Origin of the sequence: Bacillus sp. T3, assembly GCF_033449965.1 — a bacterium.
Classification (GTDB): Bacteria; Bacillota; Bacilli; order Bacillales; family Cytobacillaceae; genus Bacillus_BU.
Genome location: NZ_CP137761.1, coordinates 2837224 through 2857260 on the forward strand (window position 1 = coordinate 2837224; position 20037 = coordinate 2857260).

The 20037-nt window shown below is 35.4% G+C and carries 20 protein-coding genes, 2 pseudogenes and 1 other annotated feature; of the genes and pseudogenes, 2 read left to right on the plus strand and 20 right to left on the minus strand.

Annotation, left to right across the window (positions count from 1 at the left end; translation table 11 throughout):
- Window positions 1-57 precede the first annotated feature (57 nt).
- The 20 genes and pseudogenes from RGF10_RS14625 to RGF10_RS14720 all read right to left on the minus strand — a co-directional run bounded on the left by RGF10_RS14625 (window position 58) and on the right by RGF10_RS14720 (window position 18781).
- Window positions 58-2310, minus strand: a complete 2253-nt coding sequence (locus tag RGF10_RS14625; protein ID WP_412176735.1) for a helix-turn-helix domain-containing protein — start codon at window positions 2308-2310, stop codon at window positions 58-60.
- Between the two features lie 229 nt (window positions 2311-2539).
- Window positions 2540-3268, minus strand: coding sequence for an ABC transporter ATP-binding protein (locus RGF10_RS14630; protein WP_318503189.1), 729 nt, complete (start codon window positions 3266-3268; stop codon window positions 2540-2542).
- A complete protein-coding gene (locus tag RGF10_RS14635) occupies window positions 3261-4037 on the minus strand; it encodes an ABC transporter ATP-binding protein (RefSeq protein WP_318503191.1) in 777 nt (258 codons plus the stop codon). The genes RGF10_RS14630 and RGF10_RS14635 overlap by 8 nt, the downstream gene beginning before the upstream one ends.
- Before the next feature lies 1 nt (window position 4038).
- Window positions 4039-5073: a branched-chain amino acid ABC transporter permease gene (locus RGF10_RS14640; protein WP_318503193.1), complete on the minus strand. Its 1035-nt coding sequence runs from the start codon at window positions 5071-5073 to the stop codon at window positions 4039-4041.
- Between the two features lie 15 nt (window positions 5074-5088).
- Window positions 5089-5961, minus strand: a complete 873-nt coding sequence (locus tag RGF10_RS14645) for a branched-chain amino acid ABC transporter permease (RefSeq protein ID WP_318503195.1) — start codon at window positions 5959-5961, stop codon at window positions 5089-5091.
- A gap of 83 nt (window positions 5962-6044) precedes the next feature.
- Window positions 6045-6224, minus strand: coding sequence for a hypothetical protein (locus tag RGF10_RS14650; RefSeq protein WP_318503198.1), 180 nt, complete (start codon window positions 6222-6224; stop codon window positions 6045-6047).
- Window positions 6181-7200, minus strand: a complete 1020-nt coding sequence (locus RGF10_RS14655) for an ABC transporter substrate-binding protein (RefSeq protein WP_318503200.1) — start codon at window positions 7198-7200, stop codon at window positions 6181-6183. The genes RGF10_RS14650 and RGF10_RS14655 overlap by 44 nt, the downstream gene beginning before the upstream one ends.
- Before the next feature lie 517 nt (window positions 7201-7717).
- On the minus strand, window positions 7718-8272 hold the full coding sequence (locus tag RGF10_RS14660; protein WP_318503203.1) for a DUF4240 domain-containing protein: 555 nt from the start codon (window positions 8270-8272) through the stop codon (window positions 7718-7720).
- A gap of 30 nt (window positions 8273-8302) precedes the next feature.
- Window positions 8303-9253: an SMI1/KNR4 family protein gene (locus RGF10_RS14665; RefSeq protein WP_318503205.1), complete on the minus strand. Its 951-nt coding sequence runs from the start codon at window positions 9251-9253 to the stop codon at window positions 8303-8305.
- 109 nt (window positions 9254-9362) lie between these two features.
- Window positions 9363-9898, minus strand: a pseudogene (locus tag RGF10_RS14670) (GNAT family N-acetyltransferase).
- Complete coding sequence (locus RGF10_RS14675; RefSeq protein WP_318503207.1) at window positions 9891-10946, minus strand: beta-carotene 15,15'-monooxygenase; 1056 nt, start codon at window positions 10944-10946, stop codon at window positions 9891-9893. The pseudogene RGF10_RS14670 and the gene RGF10_RS14675 overlap by 8 nt, the downstream one beginning before the upstream one ends.
- Before the next feature lie 545 nt (window positions 10947-11491).
- A pseudogene (locus tag RGF10_RS14680) lies at window positions 11492-13194 on the minus strand (2-isopropylmalate synthase).
- A 68-nt stretch (window positions 13195-13262) separates the two neighbouring features.
- Window positions 13263-13505: a binding site (T-box leader), on the minus strand.
- A 604-nt stretch (window positions 13506-14109) separates the two neighbouring features.
- A complete protein-coding gene (locus tag RGF10_RS14685) occupies window positions 14110-14427 on the minus strand; it encodes a ribosome small subunit-dependent GTPase A (RefSeq protein ID WP_318503209.1) in 318 nt (105 codons plus the stop codon).
- Window positions 14405-15196 carry a GTPase RsgA gene (gene rsgA, locus RGF10_RS14690; protein ID WP_318503211.1) on the minus strand — a complete coding sequence of 264 codons (792 nt, stop codon included), beginning with the start codon at window positions 15194-15196 and terminating at the stop codon, window positions 14405-14407. Before rsgA ends, RGF10_RS14685 begins: the two co-directional genes overlap by 23 nt.
- Before the next feature lie 292 nt (window positions 15197-15488).
- On the minus strand, window positions 15489-15845 hold the full coding sequence (locus RGF10_RS14695; protein ID WP_318503213.1) for a DUF2651 family protein: 357 nt from the start codon (window positions 15843-15845) through the stop codon (window positions 15489-15491).
- A gap of 265 nt (window positions 15846-16110) precedes the next feature.
- Complete coding sequence (locus RGF10_RS14700; RefSeq protein WP_318503215.1) at window positions 16111-16725, minus strand: molybdopterin-dependent oxidoreductase; 615 nt, start codon at window positions 16723-16725, stop codon at window positions 16111-16113.
- Complete coding sequence (locus RGF10_RS14705; RefSeq protein ID WP_318503217.1) at window positions 16643-17137, minus strand: molybdopterin-dependent oxidoreductase; 495 nt, start codon at window positions 17135-17137, stop codon at window positions 16643-16645. Before RGF10_RS14705 ends, RGF10_RS14700 begins: the two co-directional genes overlap by 83 nt.
- Window positions 17138-17151: 14 nt before the next feature.
- Window positions 17152-17760, minus strand: a complete 609-nt coding sequence (locus RGF10_RS14710; RefSeq protein WP_318503219.1) for an FMN-binding negative transcriptional regulator — start codon at window positions 17758-17760, stop codon at window positions 17152-17154.
- Window positions 17761-17785: 25 nt separating this feature from the next.
- Window positions 17786-18304, minus strand: coding sequence for a spermidine/spermine N(1)-acetyltransferase (locus RGF10_RS14715; protein ID WP_318503220.1), 519 nt, complete (start codon window positions 18302-18304; stop codon window positions 17786-17788).
- Window positions 18305-18328: 24 nt separating this feature from the next.
- The gene (locus RGF10_RS14720; RefSeq protein WP_318503222.1) at window positions 18329-18781 is read right to left on the minus strand and encodes a MarR family winged helix-turn-helix transcriptional regulator; all 453 of its coding nucleotides are present in this window, start codon (window positions 18779-18781) and stop codon (window positions 18329-18331) included.
- A 122-nt stretch (window positions 18782-18903) separates the two neighbouring features.
- Here RGF10_RS14720 and RGF10_RS14725 point away from each other — a divergent pair, with 122 nt between their 5' ends.
- Both RGF10_RS14725 and RGF10_RS14730 read left to right on the plus strand, forming a co-directional pair.
- Window positions 18904-19347, plus strand: a complete 444-nt coding sequence (locus tag RGF10_RS14725; protein WP_318503224.1) for a GNAT family N-acetyltransferase — start codon at window positions 18904-18906, stop codon at window positions 19345-19347.
- Window positions 19344-20009 (plus strand): YczE/YyaS/YitT family protein, encoded by a 666-nt coding sequence (locus RGF10_RS14730; protein WP_318503226.1) that lies wholly within the window; start codon window positions 19344-19346, stop codon window positions 20007-20009. The genes RGF10_RS14725 and RGF10_RS14730 overlap by 4 nt, the downstream gene beginning before the upstream one ends.
- Window positions 20010-20037 lie beyond the last annotated feature (28 nt).

Consider the following 20037-nt stretch of genomic DNA (forward strand, 5'->3'; position numbering starts at 1 on the left):
CCTCGATTGTTAAATTGATTTCCTATCGAAGGTGCAGTCTTCATGTTTTACTCTTTACTATGGATGCATGATCGTATTTTTCTCTATCTCATTTCCATACATATCATAAAGCTTAAGTGCCATCATTAAATTAAATCGAACCTCAGCGTCACTTAATTGGACCTCCAATAAAGATTCAATTTTCTCCAAACGGTAGAGTAACGAACTTCTGTGAATATAGAGCTCTTCTGCAGTACTTTTTACATTGCCATTATTTTGAAGAAATGTATGTAGTGTATTAACCAGATCCGTATTTTTTCCTTCAGAATAGCTCAACAGGGGACCTAGTTGTTTTTTTACAAAAAGGTCAACAGCAATAGAATGATTCAAATGATGTAAAATAGCATAAGAACCAAGCTCATCAAATAATGAAAAACCGATATGATTTAATCGGCTACTAACTATGTTTAGTGCCTGAATGGCTTGTTGATAGCTTACGAAATAGTCATTGATTGTAGTCGTTTTTCCTCCTACCCCCATTAATAGTTTGCTTTTAATAGAGGTTTCTTTAGCCCAACTACTAATCTTATTGAAAAGTGTCAGCCAAAACTTCTTCGAAAGGCTTCCTTCGCTATTCTCTGGGACTATTAGTATATACTTCTTATCATGGTAGGAAGCTAAAATCGAAGGATTATCCTTCTTAAGATTGGACTTAATATAATCCCATATAAGGTCTTTTTTCTTCTCCTGGTCAAAAAGATTGATGCCTTTTAATTCCGATTCATCAAGTATCATGGAAAAAACAGCAAGTTGATGACTTTGAAAGAGATTCCATTGAAAGAGATTAGCATATTGAATAATTGTATTATTATCTTCAATTTTTTCTGTTAACAGTTTATTGATAAAACTATCTTTCGCCTGTTCTTTTGCATCAAAAACAAGCTTTTGCTTGATAAATTGGATTGAGCAAACATTCCTAGCTAACTCGATGGTTAAGCGATCAAATTCATCTAAATCCTCTATAGGCTTTCGAAGAGCTAAATAACCAACTGCATTCCCTTCACCTTTTATCATCCAAAATGTGTATACCTCTAAACTGTTTGGATCGTCTATTGTAAAATAGTCCCGGTTAGTAACATGATTTTTTTCTGTGATGGCAAATGAAGAAATACGTTCCTGAGCTTCCTTTCCGATTTTCTCAACTAAGGTATCACAAGCAATCATTCTCATAAAACGATCAAATAAGAAAATTGGATTTTGAAACAGGTTTGCAAGCATAGAAGTAATTCCATCAAAATTGTCAACCTCAACAGATTCCTTGACGAGTGCCTGTTGATATTCCAGAAAAAATTGAAGACGATTCTTATGTTCTTTCTCATTATTAAATAAGCGTGCATTTTCAATAATGGTAACTACATGATTAGATAACAGTTCCAACATTCTTAAATCATCTTCTGAAAAAACTTCATCTTTTTCGTTCTCTATGTGGAGCACCCCGATAGTATTTAAGTCAATCACCAAAGGAATAGTCAATTGTCGACCGCCAGTTTTTTCTAAGTAGGGAAAATAATTTAGTAAATAGTTTTCTTTAATTATGATTTTTTGAGGATGTTCAATATTTCCATAGGAAGGTTGTTGAAAAACGAAACAGTTATCTTTCTCGTTAAATAAATAAATACAGGCAAAATCTGCATTTGTTCCTTTACCAGCTCTAGATGTTACTTCGGCTATATGCTTTTCGATTGGGGCGTTAAGGGACAGATTCTTACTTATCCATTCAATTCCCTCTATTTTTTTAATTTGAGATTTTTTTTGACTTACCATTCTCATTGCTAGAGCAACGTCTTTTCCAAATTCCTCAAAATGTTTTTCCATATCTAAAAGCGGGATATAATTTAAAAAGCCAACAATGCAAAATCCCAATTGTTCGTTCGCATCATTTAACGGAACTGTAAACCAAGTTTTAACATTCGCCTCTTTTAAAATTTTTGAAAGCTGACAGAAATCCGGTGGATCAGCATTTTCATAGGTTAAGCTTTGAGAAAATAGCTTTGGGGAGCACTGATTTATATAAATAGGAAAAGAATCTGACACGGATGTTAAGTTTTCGCTCCAAGCTTTCGGAACAAATTTTCCATCCTTGCTAAGGATTACACCGACAAAATCGCAATATAACTCGGCGTGGAAGGATGAAGTCAAATATTGAAGCACTTCTTCCTCCGTATCAAATTTTATTAGGTGTCGTGCTGTTGATCGCAGGTGATTCTCTAATTTTTTTATTAATCGATCTTTCTCATGAACTGGCACTTCACATCCCCCTTTCTTTCCCATCATTATTATTGTAATGCAAAAATATGATTTTTAATAATAATAATTTTCGTAATTTTTAAATTATTTATCCATTACCAAATCACCACATTAAAAAGTCCAGAAGGTTATTTTCTTCTGGACGATTCCATCATCTCTAACTGCTTTTAGCTTATATTCGAATGTTAGTTGGATTAATAGATCTCATTGATTATTCTCCTTAGATGGAACAGTAATCATACTTTACATTTGACTAACAAGCCTCAACTTTCAAACCAAGGTAAGCTGACATCACCTGAGGGTTGGCAGCTATTTCCTCGCTTGAACCATGTAAAATAATGTTCCCTTGATCCATTACATAAGCCCTATCTGCAACTTTAAGAGCGGCTTTAACATTTTGTTCGACCAAAATAATCATTGTACCTAGGTCATTCTTAATTACCTTTAGTGTATCTAAAATTTCATTGACAATTTTCGGTGCCAAACCCATAGAGGGTTCATCCAATAATATTATTTTCGGATTCGACATTAAGCCTCGGCCAATAGCTAACATTTGCTGTTCGCCTCCGCTTAGGTTTCCTCCAATATTATTCAAATGTTTTTTTAAACCTGGAAACATATCCAGTATTTTCGTTAAATTATCCTGGGCAAGATTCTTTTCTTTATAATATTTGGAATACATCCCCAACATTAGGTTTTCTTTTACAGTCAGATTCGTAAAAATCTGCCTGCCTTCTGGAACTAAGCTTAGTCCCTTCCCCACTACTTTATGGGCAGGGTATTTATTCATTACCTTGTCATCTAGCATGACGGTTCCAGAAGTTGGTCTGTAGAGGCCTCCTAAGGTATTTAGTAAGGTACTTTTCCCAGCCCCATTTGCACCGATAATTGCCACAATTTCACCTTTATTTACTTGTACGTTAACTCCGTGGAGAATCTCAATTTTCCCTATATGAGTAGTTAGGTCTTGAACTTTAAGCATATTCAACCGCCTCCTCTCCTAAATAGGCAGCAATCACCTGTTCATTTTTTTGAATTTCTTCAGGTGTACCCTCGGCAATTTTCTTGCCAAAGTCAATAACGACAATTCGGTCAGCAAGCTCCATAATTGTTGCCATTTTGTGTTCTACGAACAGAAAGGAATGACCTTTTGCCTTAAGGTCTTGAATATATCCAGCCATCCGATTTGTTTCTGTATCATTTAATCCAGCCATCGGTTCGTCTAACATAATAAATTCTGGTTCATACACAATCGCCCTGGCGAATTCTAATTGTTTTTGCAAGCCGTAGGACAGCTGTCCCGCCTTCTCAAACATTAACTCTTCTAGCTCAACCATCTTTATTGCTTTTAAAGCTAAGTCATAGGCTAAATTTTCATCCTTTTTAATTCTAGGTAAACGAAAAGCAGAATTTAATACATTTGTCTTTAATTTAACGTGAGCTCCCATCATCACATTTTCCAGAACCGTCATATTTTTGAAGATTTGAAGGTTTTGAAAGGTTCTCGAAATCCCCTGCTCAGCTAATTGAGATATTCTTTGTCCTGTTAGTCTTTTACCTTTAAAAACTACCTCTCCTTTCGTTGGAGGAAGGAAACAGGAAATCATATTAAATAGAGTGGTTTTCCCTGCACCATTTGGGCCAATGACAGCTACAATTTCCCCTTCACCAACTTCAAAACTAACATCTGAGACAGCAGTAACTCCACCAAATTGTTTTGTTAACCCTTTAACTTCAAGTAAATTGGGCATATTAAACTCCTTTCTCAGAGACCATCTCTTTTTGAAGCTTCGCAGCTAGATGCTTTTTATTTTTATCCTTTTGAAAAAGCTTTGTTATTGAGGGCATTAGCCCCTTCGGCAAAAACATCATCATTAATATAATGATAAATCCGTAAACAACAATCTCCACTTCCCCACTGATCCCAAAATACGTATGGCCTACAAAACGAATGGCTTCATTTAAAAACATGATAATGGTTGTTCCTAAGACTGCTCCCCAAATGGAACTTGCTCCTCCAACCATAACCATTATTAAAAACAGGATTGATTTTGTTATATAAAATGTGGGCGGGGCTACAAAGGTAATGTAATGAGCATAGACACTTCCAGCTAATGAGGCGAAGGCGGCACTTAAGGCAAAAATGGCAACTTTGTATTTTGAAACTTGTACGCCGAGCGTTTCAGTTGCAATTTCACTATCATGAATACTCCTTAAAACTCTTCCTACATGTGAGCGCACGATATTCAGGGATAAAATTAGTACGAGAATAGCAATCCCCCAAACAAAAAAGTAGAAAAACAACTTATCAATGAGTGATATCCCAAAAATAGAAAGAGTAGGTATGCCAACTAATCCAGCAGCTCCTCCCGTCCATTCATTCAAACCTAAAATTAAAATATAGAAAATAATGTTAATTCCAAGTGTAGCTAAGGCAAGAAAATGCCCCTTCAGTTTTAAAATGGGGATCCCTATGACATAAGCAAGAATGAACGTAAAAACCATCCCAATCAAAATGGCTAGCCAGGGAGATATTTGATAGGTTGTTGTTAGAACTCCAGAAGCGTAGGCTCCAATTCCAAAGAATGCGGCATGGCCAAGCGAGATTTGCCCGGCGTAACCGATTAATAAACATAAGCCAATCGCCACAACTGAATAAATCCCAATTAAAATTAAAATGGTAAAAATATACTGAGATTGAATAACGAAAGGAAGGATTAAGACCAGTGCTGTTAAAAACAATAGTGGCTTTGCCCTACTGCCATGTAATTCATTTTCCAACTTCATTATATACACCCCCTATTAAACTCTTTCTCCCGAAGCTCTGGCGAATATTCCATTAGGTTTAAGGAATAAAACCAGGATTAAAACAGCAAACGTAATCGCATCACTATAGAAGGTCGATATATAGGCGCTTGAAAAGGCTTCCAACAATCCAACAATTAGTGCCCCTGCTACAGCTCCAGGAATACTGTGCATTCCTCCTATCACCATTCCTACAAAGCCTTTTACTCCAATCAAAAAGCCCATCTCATAGGTTGCATCAGTAATAGGGGCAATCATAATCCCGGCAATCGCACCTAAAGCCGCAGCAAGTGTAAAGGCCAAGGCCGACATCGTACTTGTATTGATCCCCATCAGCTTTGCCGCACGCGGATTCTTTTCACTGGCTCTTAATGCAGATCCAATATAAGTTTTTTCAAAAAACAGGTAAAGAACGGCAAGCAGGATCAATAATACAACAAAGATGATAATACTTTGCGGATTGATCATGGCACCCATGAACTGAAATGGTTCTCCCTTAATAATCGGAGCCAATTGTTTTGGATTTGTTCCCCATACGATGAGCCCCATACCTTTTAAAAAGGTCGACAATCCAATCGTGATAATGATCAAGATGATGACGGAGGTGTCTCGAGCATATAATATGGCCGTTCTTTCAATAATCAATCCAATTACTGCTGTAATCAGGGTTGCAAGAATAATCGAAACAAACATCGGGAATCCAGCATTTGCAAAGGTAATGCAAGTTAATGCCCCAATCATGGCAAATTCACCTTGAGCAAAATTTAAGACTCCCGTTATGTTATATATGGTTACAAAGCCAATAGCCAATAATGCATAAATACTCCCAACGGTTAAACCCGTTACTAAATACTGCATTAGTAAGTCCATTCTCCCACCCCTTTCATTATGCAGATGACATATAAGAGGACAAACCATCTTATATGTCATCCTCTAAACTATGAAACTTACTTTTAGTCGTTATACTTCCATTGATTATTCTCAATTCCAAGGATGGCAAATCCATCTTCATGTGGTCCGACATAATCAGACTGTAAATTAAACGTACCTGTTAAGCCTGCGTATTCTTTTACATCCTTCTTTAAATAGTTATGAATCTGTTCCTGGAGTGGTATTTCCAGCTTTGATAGCATTAATTAATATTTGAAACCCATCTGCAGCATGGGCTGTAAAGTTATCTGGATCACTATTAAACATTTCTCGATAATCTGAGCGAAATGCAGCTAAACGCTGCTTTTGATCTCCATCCGGCAACTGATCTACAACACTTAATTTACTTCCAATGACATATAGATTTTCATTATTATCTTTAACTTGGTCTAAGAATCCTTGATTGGCCGAAGCAGAAGATTGAATCATCGGTATTTCGAATCCTAAAGATTTAAAGTTTCGAGCTACAATTCCAGCTCCAGGAGTTCTTGACCATACAACCACAGCTTGTGGGTTCTTTTTACGAATATTAGTCAATTGAATCGTCATATCTGTTGCAGTGGCATCGAATTCTTCGTGTGCTACGATCTCAATCCCATTCTTTTTCGCAACCTTTTCAAAGGATGGAAGCCCATCAACACCAAATCCATCACGTGCATTGATCCATGCTACCTTTTTGATATTGTTTTTCTTAAAGAACTTAATCATTAAGTTTGAATTGGTTTCGTTGCTTGGTGCCATTTGATAGATTCCTTTTGTGCTAGGAGCCACTGGAGCTACAGTCATTAATGGCAGCCCTGCCCCAGTTACCTTTGGTAAAATGGCCATTGATGTACTTGCCTGCGTTGCTCCAACTATTGCCACTACACCTTCAGAAATAAGTTTATCTGCTGCAACCACAGCTTTTGTATCGTCTGTTTCATAGTCTTGCATTACGATTTCTATTTTCTTACCATTAATTGGTCCTTCGTCATCTAATTGTTTTTGGAGAACCTTTACTAAGTTTGCTTGCGTTGAACCCAAGGTTGATGCAGGACCAGTTTGAGCAAAAATAGCTCCAATCTTAATCACGTCTGCCTTAGAGCTTCCTGAACTTGTTGTGGCTGAATTACTAGAATTACATGCAGTAAAAACTAATAATAGAGAAACAATTAAACCTAACAACCCAAACTTCTTCATTTGTTTTTCCCCCTTTAGTTAACTTCGGTTTTAATGTAGTAAAAAAAGAGAATCATCACGCCAACTGCGAAAATGAACTAATATCTTCGCATTAAATCCTCCTTTACCTTTTTTGTGTTTTTTCTGAGCACATTAGCTTGTTTATTAATTATGTAAGGATCCCTCAGAAATGTAACCGCTTTCCTAAAAATCCATTAACAAAGGTGATAATAGTGTTTTTGAACCAGTTGGCTTAAACTATCCCTATTATAGATTGAATTTTCAGAATACAATACCGACAAAACAAACGAATTGACTCTCAATTTTTCCGCAAATTTGTGGAAATAAGAATAAAGTAAAAAGCGTAATCGGGTGACAAACCGATTACGCTTCTTTCTAAAACAACTTAGGGTATTATAGGGAACTAAGACAAATCAAAGCTTAATATTTCATAGATTGTATGATCATTTTGAGTATATAGGCTATTTCAGGTTCCTTTTTAAACAATTCCGTACCTGTTAAATTCCCTTGCTTTCTTTTAACCTAGTGGTTCTTCTCCAAATCTTTCCCATAGAACTGGGAATATTTCTTCTAAATCATCTTCTTCCCAATCAAATTCTATGTCAGTTATTGGTTGTAGCCCCTTCTTGTCAAGAGCTTCTAATAACTCATTATGGATTTCGTCATTCCATTCAATATCACCCGTCTTTATAAGCGTATAGGCATCTAGCCCAACTGAGAGTAATTCTTCATTTTGAGGAAAGCCTTCATCATCAAGGTTATCATCATTTATGTATTCTGCTAAAAATTCGGGGTCTTCCATTACCTTGTTATATATTTCTTCTCCCTGACCAATCAGCCATCCTCTGAAATAGTCAAAAGCATCGTCAGAACAGCCACCCATCAAAACATATGCCGCTCCCCATAAACGGGATTGATAACTAGCGTACATTATTTCTTGAAATATAAATTCAAAGTCTACTACTTCTTCTAATCTCTTTTGAGCTAATTCCTCTGTTAACCATTCTGCTTGATCAAATTCTCTGGACTTTTCAATTAATCTCCAAAATTCCTTCTTTTCCAATGTATACACCCTTTCCTTAATTAATTTATCTCTAAGTATTTATTCATACTCATCACTTACCAAGAAATCAATCATAACAGAAACAATTTCACTAGACGCGTCCTGTTTGAAATACACTTGATATAAGCCATCGCCATAACCTGACATCGCTACCGCTCCACCGGGAACGATCCCACCTTGCTGTTCAGAAGCAACTGCATCACAGCATGCAACATAGTATTTGGAAACATCGTCATCCATCTCAATATCGTACACATTTTCTACTTCATCAATTATTTTTTCATCAACGTCAAAAAAGGCTAAATCAAAAATCCCGGCTTGGGCTGAATCGACCGCGATCAACTGATTGATTGGGATCCATTCCTCTTCAGGCTCAATATTTCCCCAAAAAACTACAAGTTTTTGGACAACCTCTTCCTCATTATACGAAATAGCAACTGACCAATTCCCTCGTTTAGCTGGCTTTAGAAGAACCTGCAAACCTTCACTATTTTCTTCATCGTAACCATAGCAAGGATCGCTTATTATAAGCTTGCCACTCGTCACCTGGAATGTCCCTAGTAACATAGTTTCATTTTTATATTTAGAAACCTCATTTTCGATAAATTCTTTCAAAGACAAGGCTACACTCCTAGTGCTGGTTGTTTCATGATTCCAGATATATACTTGACTTTGCATGAACTTTTTTCTAACACGAAAGCATAGTTTATCTCCTGTTCCGTTCTCACCAATCGCTATTAAATCATTTGATAAAGCTTCTTCTCGTTGATCAAGGTTTTGTCTTACGATATCGTCCCACGTGTGTTTTAGATTTTTGGTATCCTTAATCGGATAGAGCATCCATTCACCAATCTCTGGGTTATTTATCAACATAAAAAGTTCTTTATATTCGCATGGAAACAAAGCACCTAGCTTCTCTTCTGCTGCTTTTATATGTATTTCATCCACTCCTTTTTTTCTTGTTGGGAGAAAATCAATTAGATTCTTCATGATTGACCTACCTTTATCAAATTATAAAAAATCAACATAATTATCCTATTAATGGGTACTAATTAAAATATAATATTCTTTCAAGTAAAACGAATAATTGTTTATCAAGCTATACATTTCTTATTTTCAACCATTCATTTTCTATAATACTCATTTCCCACGAACTCCAATATTCATCACCAATTTTTGCAGAATCTCTAAGTAAGCCCTCTTTTTTAAATCCTGCTTTTTCATAACAAGCTATGGCTGGAGCATTAAAGTCATATACTCCTAGACTAACTCTATGTAAATGTAGGTCCTCAAAGGCAATTTTAAGAATTTCCTTCATCATTATCTGACCTATTCCTTTTGCTCTGACATTCTTATTACCAACTAATACTTTACCTACTCTTCAGATTTATTGTTTCTATCAATTTTCCCTAAAGCAATATGACCAATAACATCTTTAGTTTCTTTATCTATCACTTTATAAATTAAACTATCACAATTATCACTATTTGCATTCTCAATATATTCTTCCAACTGATTAACAGTTAATGGAAATTCGAATGTAGGTCCACCCCATTGTAGCAAGAACTGAGGAGACTCAATCCAATTAATCAGCTGTTTAAAATCCATTCTTTCAAAAAATTTGAGTTCAATCATTTTTGATTCTCCTCATATTATTTATGAATGTCTCTTTAAATCTGGTCGGATCATCCACTCTAAGAGCTACTTGCTCAAATTCTTTTTCTTTCCCCATTAAAAGGGTTGCTCTTAACGGATGCTTTAATTGCAAAATAATATTTGGGTGTACCGTTTCAAAATCCCTCGCTATAAATTCAATTGTATTTTTTGAACATTTCCGTTTTAACAGCTCTGGTTCATCGATCAATTTCACAATGTCAGTCCACTTTATTTCCATTCGTTTCATCAACCCAAGTGAAAGATACATACCTACTTCTGTAACGTGCAGGGCATTATGGCGAACTGCCTGTATGTCCCCCACAAAGAAAATGACTGAATAGATATTTATGATGAGTAAAACAATCGAAACGATTAAAACCTTTTCATGCAGCCACCAATGAATCCCTATTGTTTCTAGGATAATTGCATGAATCATCATTATTTGAAAAGCAATTAAACTCGAATTGCGGTGTATTGTAAACTTGTTATTACTTATATGCGGCTTCTTGCTCCAGCTTGCAAAAGCATAGTAAAACATTAGTATTTCGGAACAAATAATTCTAATAATTGGAGCAGCCTTCCTGTGATGATCAACTGCGGAAGGAAATGAAAAAACAATTGGAAGAGAACTCTGCTTAACGGAACGTATAACATTTGGAAAATTTTTAAATAACGACACAAGAATGTATATCTCAAACAGGATAAGCGCACCCTCAACCCCAAATCCAATCCATGGTACTGCTTCATATGTCCCTAAATACTCCATCGGAATAATGAAACGTACTAATACAAGACCACCTGCTAAAGAGATAAGGATATTTTTCCAGTTCCAATGTCGCTGCCATGCAATATACAAAATGGGAGCAATCAATGCTAAATCAAGGATTGAACCAACTACTGCACCATTTGGATTATCAGCTAAAAAATTGACTCCAAATGAAGTATGATACAAAGAAAAATTAGTACCCAGCACAATCAGAAGTAAAAAGAGCAGACTATTTTGATAGAGAACTCTATTTAAAGCCATAATAAACACCCTTTCCCTTTTCATTAAATGATACCATAAATTTCCATGTTTTATATCTAATACTTTTCCTTCAAAAAAATAAACAATGACCACTTTTTCTGCATTGAGCCCATTTAAAACAGACGCAATCTTCTAGATTTGCGCCTGTTTGTTGAAGAACAATATATTTTTCATTTATTGCAGTAATTCATATATATTTCATAAAAACAATTCTTTTATCAAGATGAATTTATCAAAGTTTATGATTTGAATTTCCTTTTACATTCAATTAGGAATTGGAATCCATACAGGAAAAAAGCTTTATAAAATAAATAAATACAAAATTGAAATTGGTTTAATTCAACTAATTTAGCTACTTTTAACTTTTCCGTCAACTTTGTAATAACAAAAGCGAAGAATGCATTAATACTTGCATTGAGAATGATAAACTTTTTAAAATTACCATAAGTCAGCTTTAGTATCCAAAATGTACGTACCTCTAAATAATATCTTGTACAAAAAACAAAGTCTCTGACCTAGGATCAGAGACTTTGTTTTAATTAATATTATTTTTTTGTATCGATAAACTCCTTTTCAACAGGAAGTTGTAAGTTGGATACCATATTGTTAACGGCACTAAACAAGCCTTTTACAGAAGAGGTCATGATATCAGTGTCCATTCCGCAACCCCAATAAATAACACCGTTCGTTGCAGTAATTCCTACATAAGATACAGCATTTGACCCTGAGCCTGCTTCTAGTGCATGCTGCTTATAGACCAAATCTGTAAAGTTGATACCTAATTTGGTTTGAAGTGCATTGCTGATTGCATCAAGTCTTCCGTTGCCCTCACCCGAAAATTCATGTACTTCATCATTCATCTGGATCGATACAATCGTTTCATAATGACCATTTTGCGTGTATTGGTATCGGATAAATTCAACAGGAGCGTTAATATTCACATATTCGTTGACGAAAATGTCATAGATTTCATTCGGCATAAGTTCTTTTTGATGATGATCTGAAACATTTTTCACACTATATCCAAAGCTTTCACGCATTTTGGCAGGTAAATCCATTCCATACTTTTGCTGAAGGATATAACCAATTCCCCCTTACCAGATTGACTGTTAATTCGGATGATATCTCCTTCATATTCTCTTCCAATATCCATCGGATCAATTAATAAATAAGGTACTGTCCAATACTGACGCTCTTTTTCCTCACGCCATTTCATCCCTTTAGCAATGGCATCTTGATGGGATCCAGAAAAAGCAGTAAAGACAAGCTCACCAGCATATGGATGTCTTTCGTGAACCCTCATTCGTGTTAATTTTTCATATTTAGAAATAATAGAAGGGATATTTTCAAAATTCAGCTTTGGATCTACTCCATGTGAAAACATATTTAATGCTAGCGTGACGATATCGACGTTCCCTGTTCTTTCCCCGTTTCCGAACAATGTTCCTTCGACTCGTTGCGCTCCGGCAAGCATTCCTAGCTCGGCATCTGCTACCCCAGTTCCTCTGTCATTGTGTGGATGCAATGATAGGATGACGTTTTCCCGGTTGGTCAGATGATCACTCATATACTCAATTTGACTTGCATAAACGTGTGGCATTGACATTGATACAGTTGCTGGTAGGTTAATAATGACCTTGTTATCAGCTGTCGGCTGCCAAATATCAAGAACCTTGTTACAGACTTCAAGCGCAAACTCCACTTCTGTACCCGTGAAGCTTTCTGGAGAATACTGAAATTGGAAATTCCCTTCCGTTTCAGCAGCGTATTTTTTAAGCAAATTTGCTCCAGTTACTGCAATATCAATAATTTCTTCCTTAGATTTTCTAAATACCTGCTCACGCTGTGCCACAGAGGTGGAATTGTACAAGTGTACCACTGCTTTATTCGCACCCTGTAACGCTTTAAATGTTTTTTCGATAATGTGTTCTCTTGACTGTGTTAATACTTGAATAGTCACATCATCCGGAATCAAATTTTCTTCAATTAATGTACGTAAAAAAGCAAATTCTGTTTCCGAAGCAGCCGGAAAACCAACTTCGATTTCCTTGAAACCTACTTCTAGCAGCAACTGAAAATACTCTAACTTTTCTTCTAGACTCATCGGAACGATCAAAGCCTGATTACCATCGCGAAGATCCACACTACACCAGGTAGGAGCTTCTGTAATATACTCTTTCTGTGTCCATTTCAAGCTTTGCACTGGGGGCATAAAGTAACCTCTAGAATATTTATCGATATTTTTCATTCTGACTCCCACCTTTTTATTTATTCATTGTTAGTTTTAAAATAAAAAAAGCCTCGTCTCTATAAAAATATAGAGACGAGGCTTGGCTCGCGGTACCACTCTAATTGATTAATCATCATAAGATTAACCCACTCATTTTCGGTGGCTATCACCACCTATCTTCATAACGGTAGAAAACCGACATCCCCTACTAAAGATTTCAGGGAGTAGCTCTTGGATGAGTTCGAAGGTTATAACTACCGATTTTCACCAACCATCGGCTCTCTGAAAAGTTTATAGATCCTTTTACTATTTCCAATCTTTGCTTATGATTATGTAATTAAATTTGATAATATATCGATTAACCCGAGATGTCAATACTAAATTTCCGAAAATAAAGATAACTATGAATGTTTAACACTTATTTTTAATAATAGCCCCTAAATTTTAAGGGTTTTTACATGTACTATTATTTCTGCTTTTAGGAATACTTCCACATAAAAGTAAATCTCCTAAACAGTGTGATGGCATTGTGCGGACATGCATTCCGTTATTTGAATAAAATTTGATGATTTCACTTTTTATCGGACATACGTTCCCCTATTTCTCTTGAAGGTTCCTCCTTTGCTTGATTTTTTAGCAAATAAAGAATTCAATGTCCGAAAGTATTCAAAAAATAGAGTTTATTTTTAAAATAACGTACTCAATGTCCAATCTTGTATTATATCTGGATCGGCCCAACAGAAATAGACGTGATCATCTAACTGATAATCACGCCCGAAGATTGAATAAGAAAGCTTGTCATGGTGCTACATATAAATCTCACATTGGTTTAAAAAGTACCAATTGTAATCTTACTATAATTCTTTCCACCTGACAACGTAACAGATCACCATTGGCTGGTACCCAAATCTTCATTTCATCCATTCTTGGACTTCATCTTCTTTTTTTTCTGTTTTGTTCTTTGATGAATTTCCTAGCGTTTTTCATTCCACCCATACTATTAAACATTTCATTTATCTTTTCTTTTTCAATCATTTTAGAATTCAAGCCTTCATACTTTGTTTCCCTCTTAAGTTTCCAATAGCTTTCTAGCCTTTCAATTGGCAACGTTCCGTCTTTAATTGCGTTCTGCACTGCACAGTTTGGCTCCTTTGTGTGAGTACAGTCGTTAAATCTGCAATTTGAAGCAAGTTTATCAATATCAGCAAAGGATTTCGTTAAATCCGCATTAATAATTCCAAGTTCCCTCATACCCAGGAGTGTCTATCACAACTCCCAAATTCGGCAACATAATCAGTTCACGCCTTGTTGTCGTATGTCTGCCCTTATCATCATTTCTTAACCCATTTGTATCTAAAACATATTGTCCGAGGAGACAATTGATTAAAGTCGATTTTCCAACCCCTGATGATCCGATAAATGCTACTGTCTTACCATTAGAAAGGTATCGTTTTAATGATTGATACCCTTCATCAGTTGTACTTGTTACAACAAGCACGTCGACACCTATTGCAATAGAAGATATTTCGTCAAGCCTTACCTCAATTTCCCTACATAAATCTGATTTTGTAAGAACAATAACCGGTATTGCACCACTGTCCCATGCAACAGAAAGGTAACGCTCTAGTCTACGAAGATTATAATCATTATTCAGTGACATACATATAAAAACTGTATCAATATTTGTAGCTACAACCTGAATATCTTCCTTAGCACCTGCAACTTTCCGTGCAAAAACACTTTTCCGTGTAAGTATATGGTGAATAATTCCATTTCCTTTTGAATTATCGGTTCTGTCGACCATAACGAAATCTCCAACGGCAGGATATTCAGAAGGTCCCTTAACATTATAGTGAAATTTTCCTGATATCTCAGCAGCAATTTCACTATTTTCCGTAATCACCTTAAATAAATTTTTATATTGCGTTGATACTCGACCAATAAAAAGATCTTTATATATTTTAGACTCTTGTATAAATTCTTCAGAAAGTCCTAGATTTTTCATATTAAAATTTTTCAACTTGATTTCCTCCTAAAGTTTAGATCATAACCTTTGGGAGGTTCTATGCATGTTTTTATTTTGCACATACCTCCCCATTTGTTACAATCTCAACGTTTTGCTTGCTATTCATAAAAACAACAACTCCTTTCCAATATTTATAAGTATAACTATATCACGATGTTCAACATTTTTATTTAAGAACTATGCTTGAAGATACATATTAACCTCTAATAAGTAAAATATTTATAAAAAAAATGAGCTGCTTAGCAACCCATTTTGAGATTCGCACCCGATAATCGAGTATTGACTTCTATTTATGATTTATAAGACGAGTGAGTATACTTCCTATCAGCGAAATGAATAGATAAGCTAAAAGTAATACAATATAGGTATCATTCGTTACAATTGGAAAAAAAACTAGCAATACAATGAGTGTGATGCAAGGCATAACGTACCAAGAATTCTTAATGGAGCCAATAATTGAAATCACCAAAACGATTAGGGGATAAATAAACAGACCAAAAGCTAGGTCCTCCCCATATATATCAAAATCTCCACCTTGCCTAATACCTTGTAATAAGAAAGCGATGCACAATATAACAAACAATGAAATAAAATATAGAAAATACCTTCGATTAATGTTAATAAATTTCAAATGCTTATCCATTTCAACTACCCCCTCATTAGCTTCATAGATTTGCATCTGCTATAAAAATTTGGATTGCTTGCTGTTGGAAATCAGTCAATATGCTCAATCACATCATTAATTGGTATTTCTTCTTTATTCAAAAACTACCTCTAACCATATTTTAACATAAATTTATTATTTTTTTATTTTTATGCTGAATCCTCGTTAATTGGAATTACAGGACGGTAATGTAAATTTAAAAATCATTACGTTCCTTAAAACTCTATTTATATCTTCAACTTGGCTAATAAAGTTTTTCTAATGAATTTTCAACAAAGATCATCCTTCGTGAGATTTGATTTCTTCGAAGGGATAGGGGTTGACGATCCCCTTTCGAGTCAATTGCGCGGGTCATTATACAATATTCTCCTACGGATTTAGGATTCCATTTTATCGAGAATCGCTGCCATTCGAAATTCTCTCGCTGTTCAACCTTTGCTTCTTGCCAGGTTTCCCCACCATCCGTTGACACCTCAACTAATGAAATGGACGAGGACCCCCATGCCCAGCCCCAAATTTCCGTTTCTTCTAGTTTCAGGCCTTCTCCGTTCTGCGGTTGAACAATGATGGAGTTCGGACTATTTTCCCAGACAGGAGTTTCTATTATTTTCCCATCAACGGTTTCTCGATCCATATAATACTTGGTAGTAAATGCACTCGTACTTCTAACATTTGAAACTACTAAATTTGTCAGCCACTTTGTCGAGTTCGTTCCATAATATCCTGGAATCACAAGGCGAACAGGTCCTCCACGTTCTATCGTTAACGGTTCTCCATTAATAGCTAACGCGATGAGTACGTTTGGATCTATAGCTTTTTCTATTGGAAGATCTTTTTCGTACCCAGGAGTAATGAACATTGTCATAAATTCCTTGATCAATCCCTTTAGAAATAACAAATTGTGCTTCGTCTTTTACTGTCACAAGCTTTAACAAATCTACGAGTCTTACACCTGTCCAAACCACATTTCCGATTCTTCTTTGTGGTACTTTAGGATTTAGTGGACTTCCTGCACACTCATGAAAAGCCATCACAGACGTTTGCGGTAACAATCGCAAATCCGCTAAACTGAATTGCGTTGGACAGTCAACGAGTCCTTCAATTGTAAGTGTCCAATCATCTAGGTCTACATCAGGAATTCCAAGGTGCCATACTTTAAACAAGTCAGGTTCAGCTGTAATTTTGCTCGATAGAATGCTAGGGTCACGTTTCTGAATAAGTCCATAGCCTGTAAATTTCATTGGTTGCCCTCTTTTGGATGAATTGGTCATTGGATAATCTCCTTTTACAAAATATTCGCCTTCATTAATGCGGAAATCTGTTGCTCATCGTTTTTTGATATTTGTTCTAGTTGATTTATAACTAGTTCTTGCCGCTTAATAGAGTGGTTTTGACTTAACTTAGCTTTTCCTTCTAGCTTATTGATTTTAATTTTAAAACCTTGAACCCCTTTGTTCATACCAGCGAGAAATTCAGCATCTACATCCTCTAATCTGTATGGACTGTCAGGTGCTTCATATTTCAACACCATATCATGTAAGGAGTCCATTAACTCATTTTCGTCCTCTAATAACTCTACCTCTCCATAAACATGAACGGTCACGTAATTCCATGTTGGGACTGCTTTATTCGTCTCATACCAAGATGGGGAGATATAACAATGTGGACCGTGAAAAATAGCTAGAACCGTTTGATTTTTGATATCCTTCCACTGCGGATTTGGACGAGCAAAGTGTCCATATAAATAAGTATTTTCCTTGTTCAAAAGTAACGGTAAATGAGTTGCAAATGGCATTCCATTGTGTTGAGAAAAAAGAGTAGCAAAGCTATGTTCTTTTATTATGTCAAAAGCCATTGTTTCATCTATAATTTTAAATTGTGAAGGAATATACATGGATGATAGTCCACCTTTCAAAACATTATATGAGTGCTTTGGTCATGATAAAGTCAATTTGCTCTTCATCACCCATGAAAAAAGAGTGGGCTCCGGTTTGGACAAACCCCATTTTCTTATAAAAAGCTAGAGCATTTTCATTTTTTTCCCATACACCTAGCCAGATTTTCTTTTTATTATGTTGTAAAGCAATTTCCAAAGCTTTATTTAGCAGATATTTGCCAAGTCCGCTTTTTTGAAATTTGCTCCTAATATAAATCCTTTCGATTTCCAGTGATTCATCACCCATTTCTTCAGACTGAGCATCATTGATATTAACCTTTAAATAACCAGCCACTTCATCGTGAAAATAGACAAATAAGAACTCTGAAGATACATTGGATAATTCTTTTTCTAATTGTTTTAAGTTAAATGCCCTTTCCAAATAGGCATTCATATTTTCAGGTGAGTTCTGATCCTTAAAGGTATCATTAAACGTTTCATAACTAATTTCTTGAAGGATACTTGAATCTTCAAGAGTGCATTTTTTTATCTTGATGGTCATTTTAATAGCCGCTCCTTTATAAAATCAATAATTCCTCTTATTTCCTTTTTTAACGAATTCCCAGTCTTTTTCAATATTTTTTCTTACTCTTTGAAGAAGATGGAAAATGGCTTCTACTTCTGTCTCGGAAAATCCCTCTAATGCAACGCTTTCGGAATAATCATGTTCTCTTTTTATAAATGGGTAAACTTTTTGCCCTTTTTCTGTTGGAAAGAGCTTATTTATTTTTTTGTTATGTTCATCATCTTTCTTTTCAATAAACCCATTCATTTCAAGTTTTTTTATTGCACGAGCTGCTGTTGTTCGGTCTACTTTTATGATTTCAGCCAGCTTTTCTTGGATGATTCCTGGATTTTCACAGATTCGCACTAAGTACAAATACTGTCCTTTCGTAAGGTCAAATTCTTTAAATTCGATATTGCTTATTGAATCTAGTGCCCTGGCAATCATTCCAATTTCACGGAGGATTTCCTTCATAATTAACTCCTTATCCTGCATTTTTTGTTGCATTTACTATAAAATTGATATAAATTAAATTTATCCTAATTTTATTGTATTTGCAACAAAATGATGAAGACCATTAAAAAGGACTGATAAAAATGAAAGCAAAAAGAATAACGATTGATGAAGATTTAAAAGTAGCTTTTTCTATAAGGAAAAAAGTATTTGTGAAGGAACAAGGCGTACCATTAGAAGATGAATTTGATCATTTTGATAAATTAAATGGAGAATGCGATCACCTACTCGTTCATTATCATGATCAACCAGTGGGCACGGGAAGACTTCGGTTCGTTGAAGGTGTAGGGAAATTAGAACGAATCTGCGTCCTGGAACCATACCGAAAATTTGGGATTGGAAAAATCATTATCCAAGCATTAGAAGAACTTGCTGAAGAACGTGGAGTGTCCCAGGTTAAATTACACGGACAAACACAGGCAGAAGGTTTTTATAAAAAACTAGGGTTTAGGACATCATCTGATGTATTTATGGAAGATGGAATTCCACATATTCTCATGCTCAAAGAATTATCAGCTAAAAAATGATAACGAGGTCGAGTAAAGCCAAATTTGTTGTTTATGTATTAGGAATTTTAGTATTAACGCTTGGTATTGCTTTCACTATACAATCAGACCTTGGAACATCACCCTTTGATGCGCTTTTGGTAGGACTGTCTCTAAATGTGGGGCTTACCGTGGGAAGCTGGGAATTCATCATCGCATTATTACTGATAGGTTGTAATTCATTGTTAGAGAGAAAAAGACCAGAAGTTTTGGGGTTGTTGACAGCGCTTATAACGGGTATTGGGATTGACATGTGGCTTTTTTTATTGGGAAAGATAATCACACCTGAATTATGGTACAGCAAATTAATTTGGTTTTGTATCGGCTTAGTTGTTATAGGATTAGGAACGGCAATTTATTTACACACAAATTTTGCCCCGATTCCGATTGATCGTTTAACATTGATCATAAAACAATTAACTAGAACAAATATTACGTTTTCCAGAACATTCTTATACCTCATATTCTTGATATTAGCAATCGCTTTTGATGGACCTATTGGCCTTGGCACTGTATTAACCGTTTGTTCAGGGGGTCTGATACTGAATAACTTTATGCCATTGACTAAAAGGGTATTGGACCGCATATTAATACACTCTAGTACTTCACCAAATTATGATAAAGAAAAAAACCATTCTAAATAGAATAGAATGGTTTTTAGTAGTTCTTGTC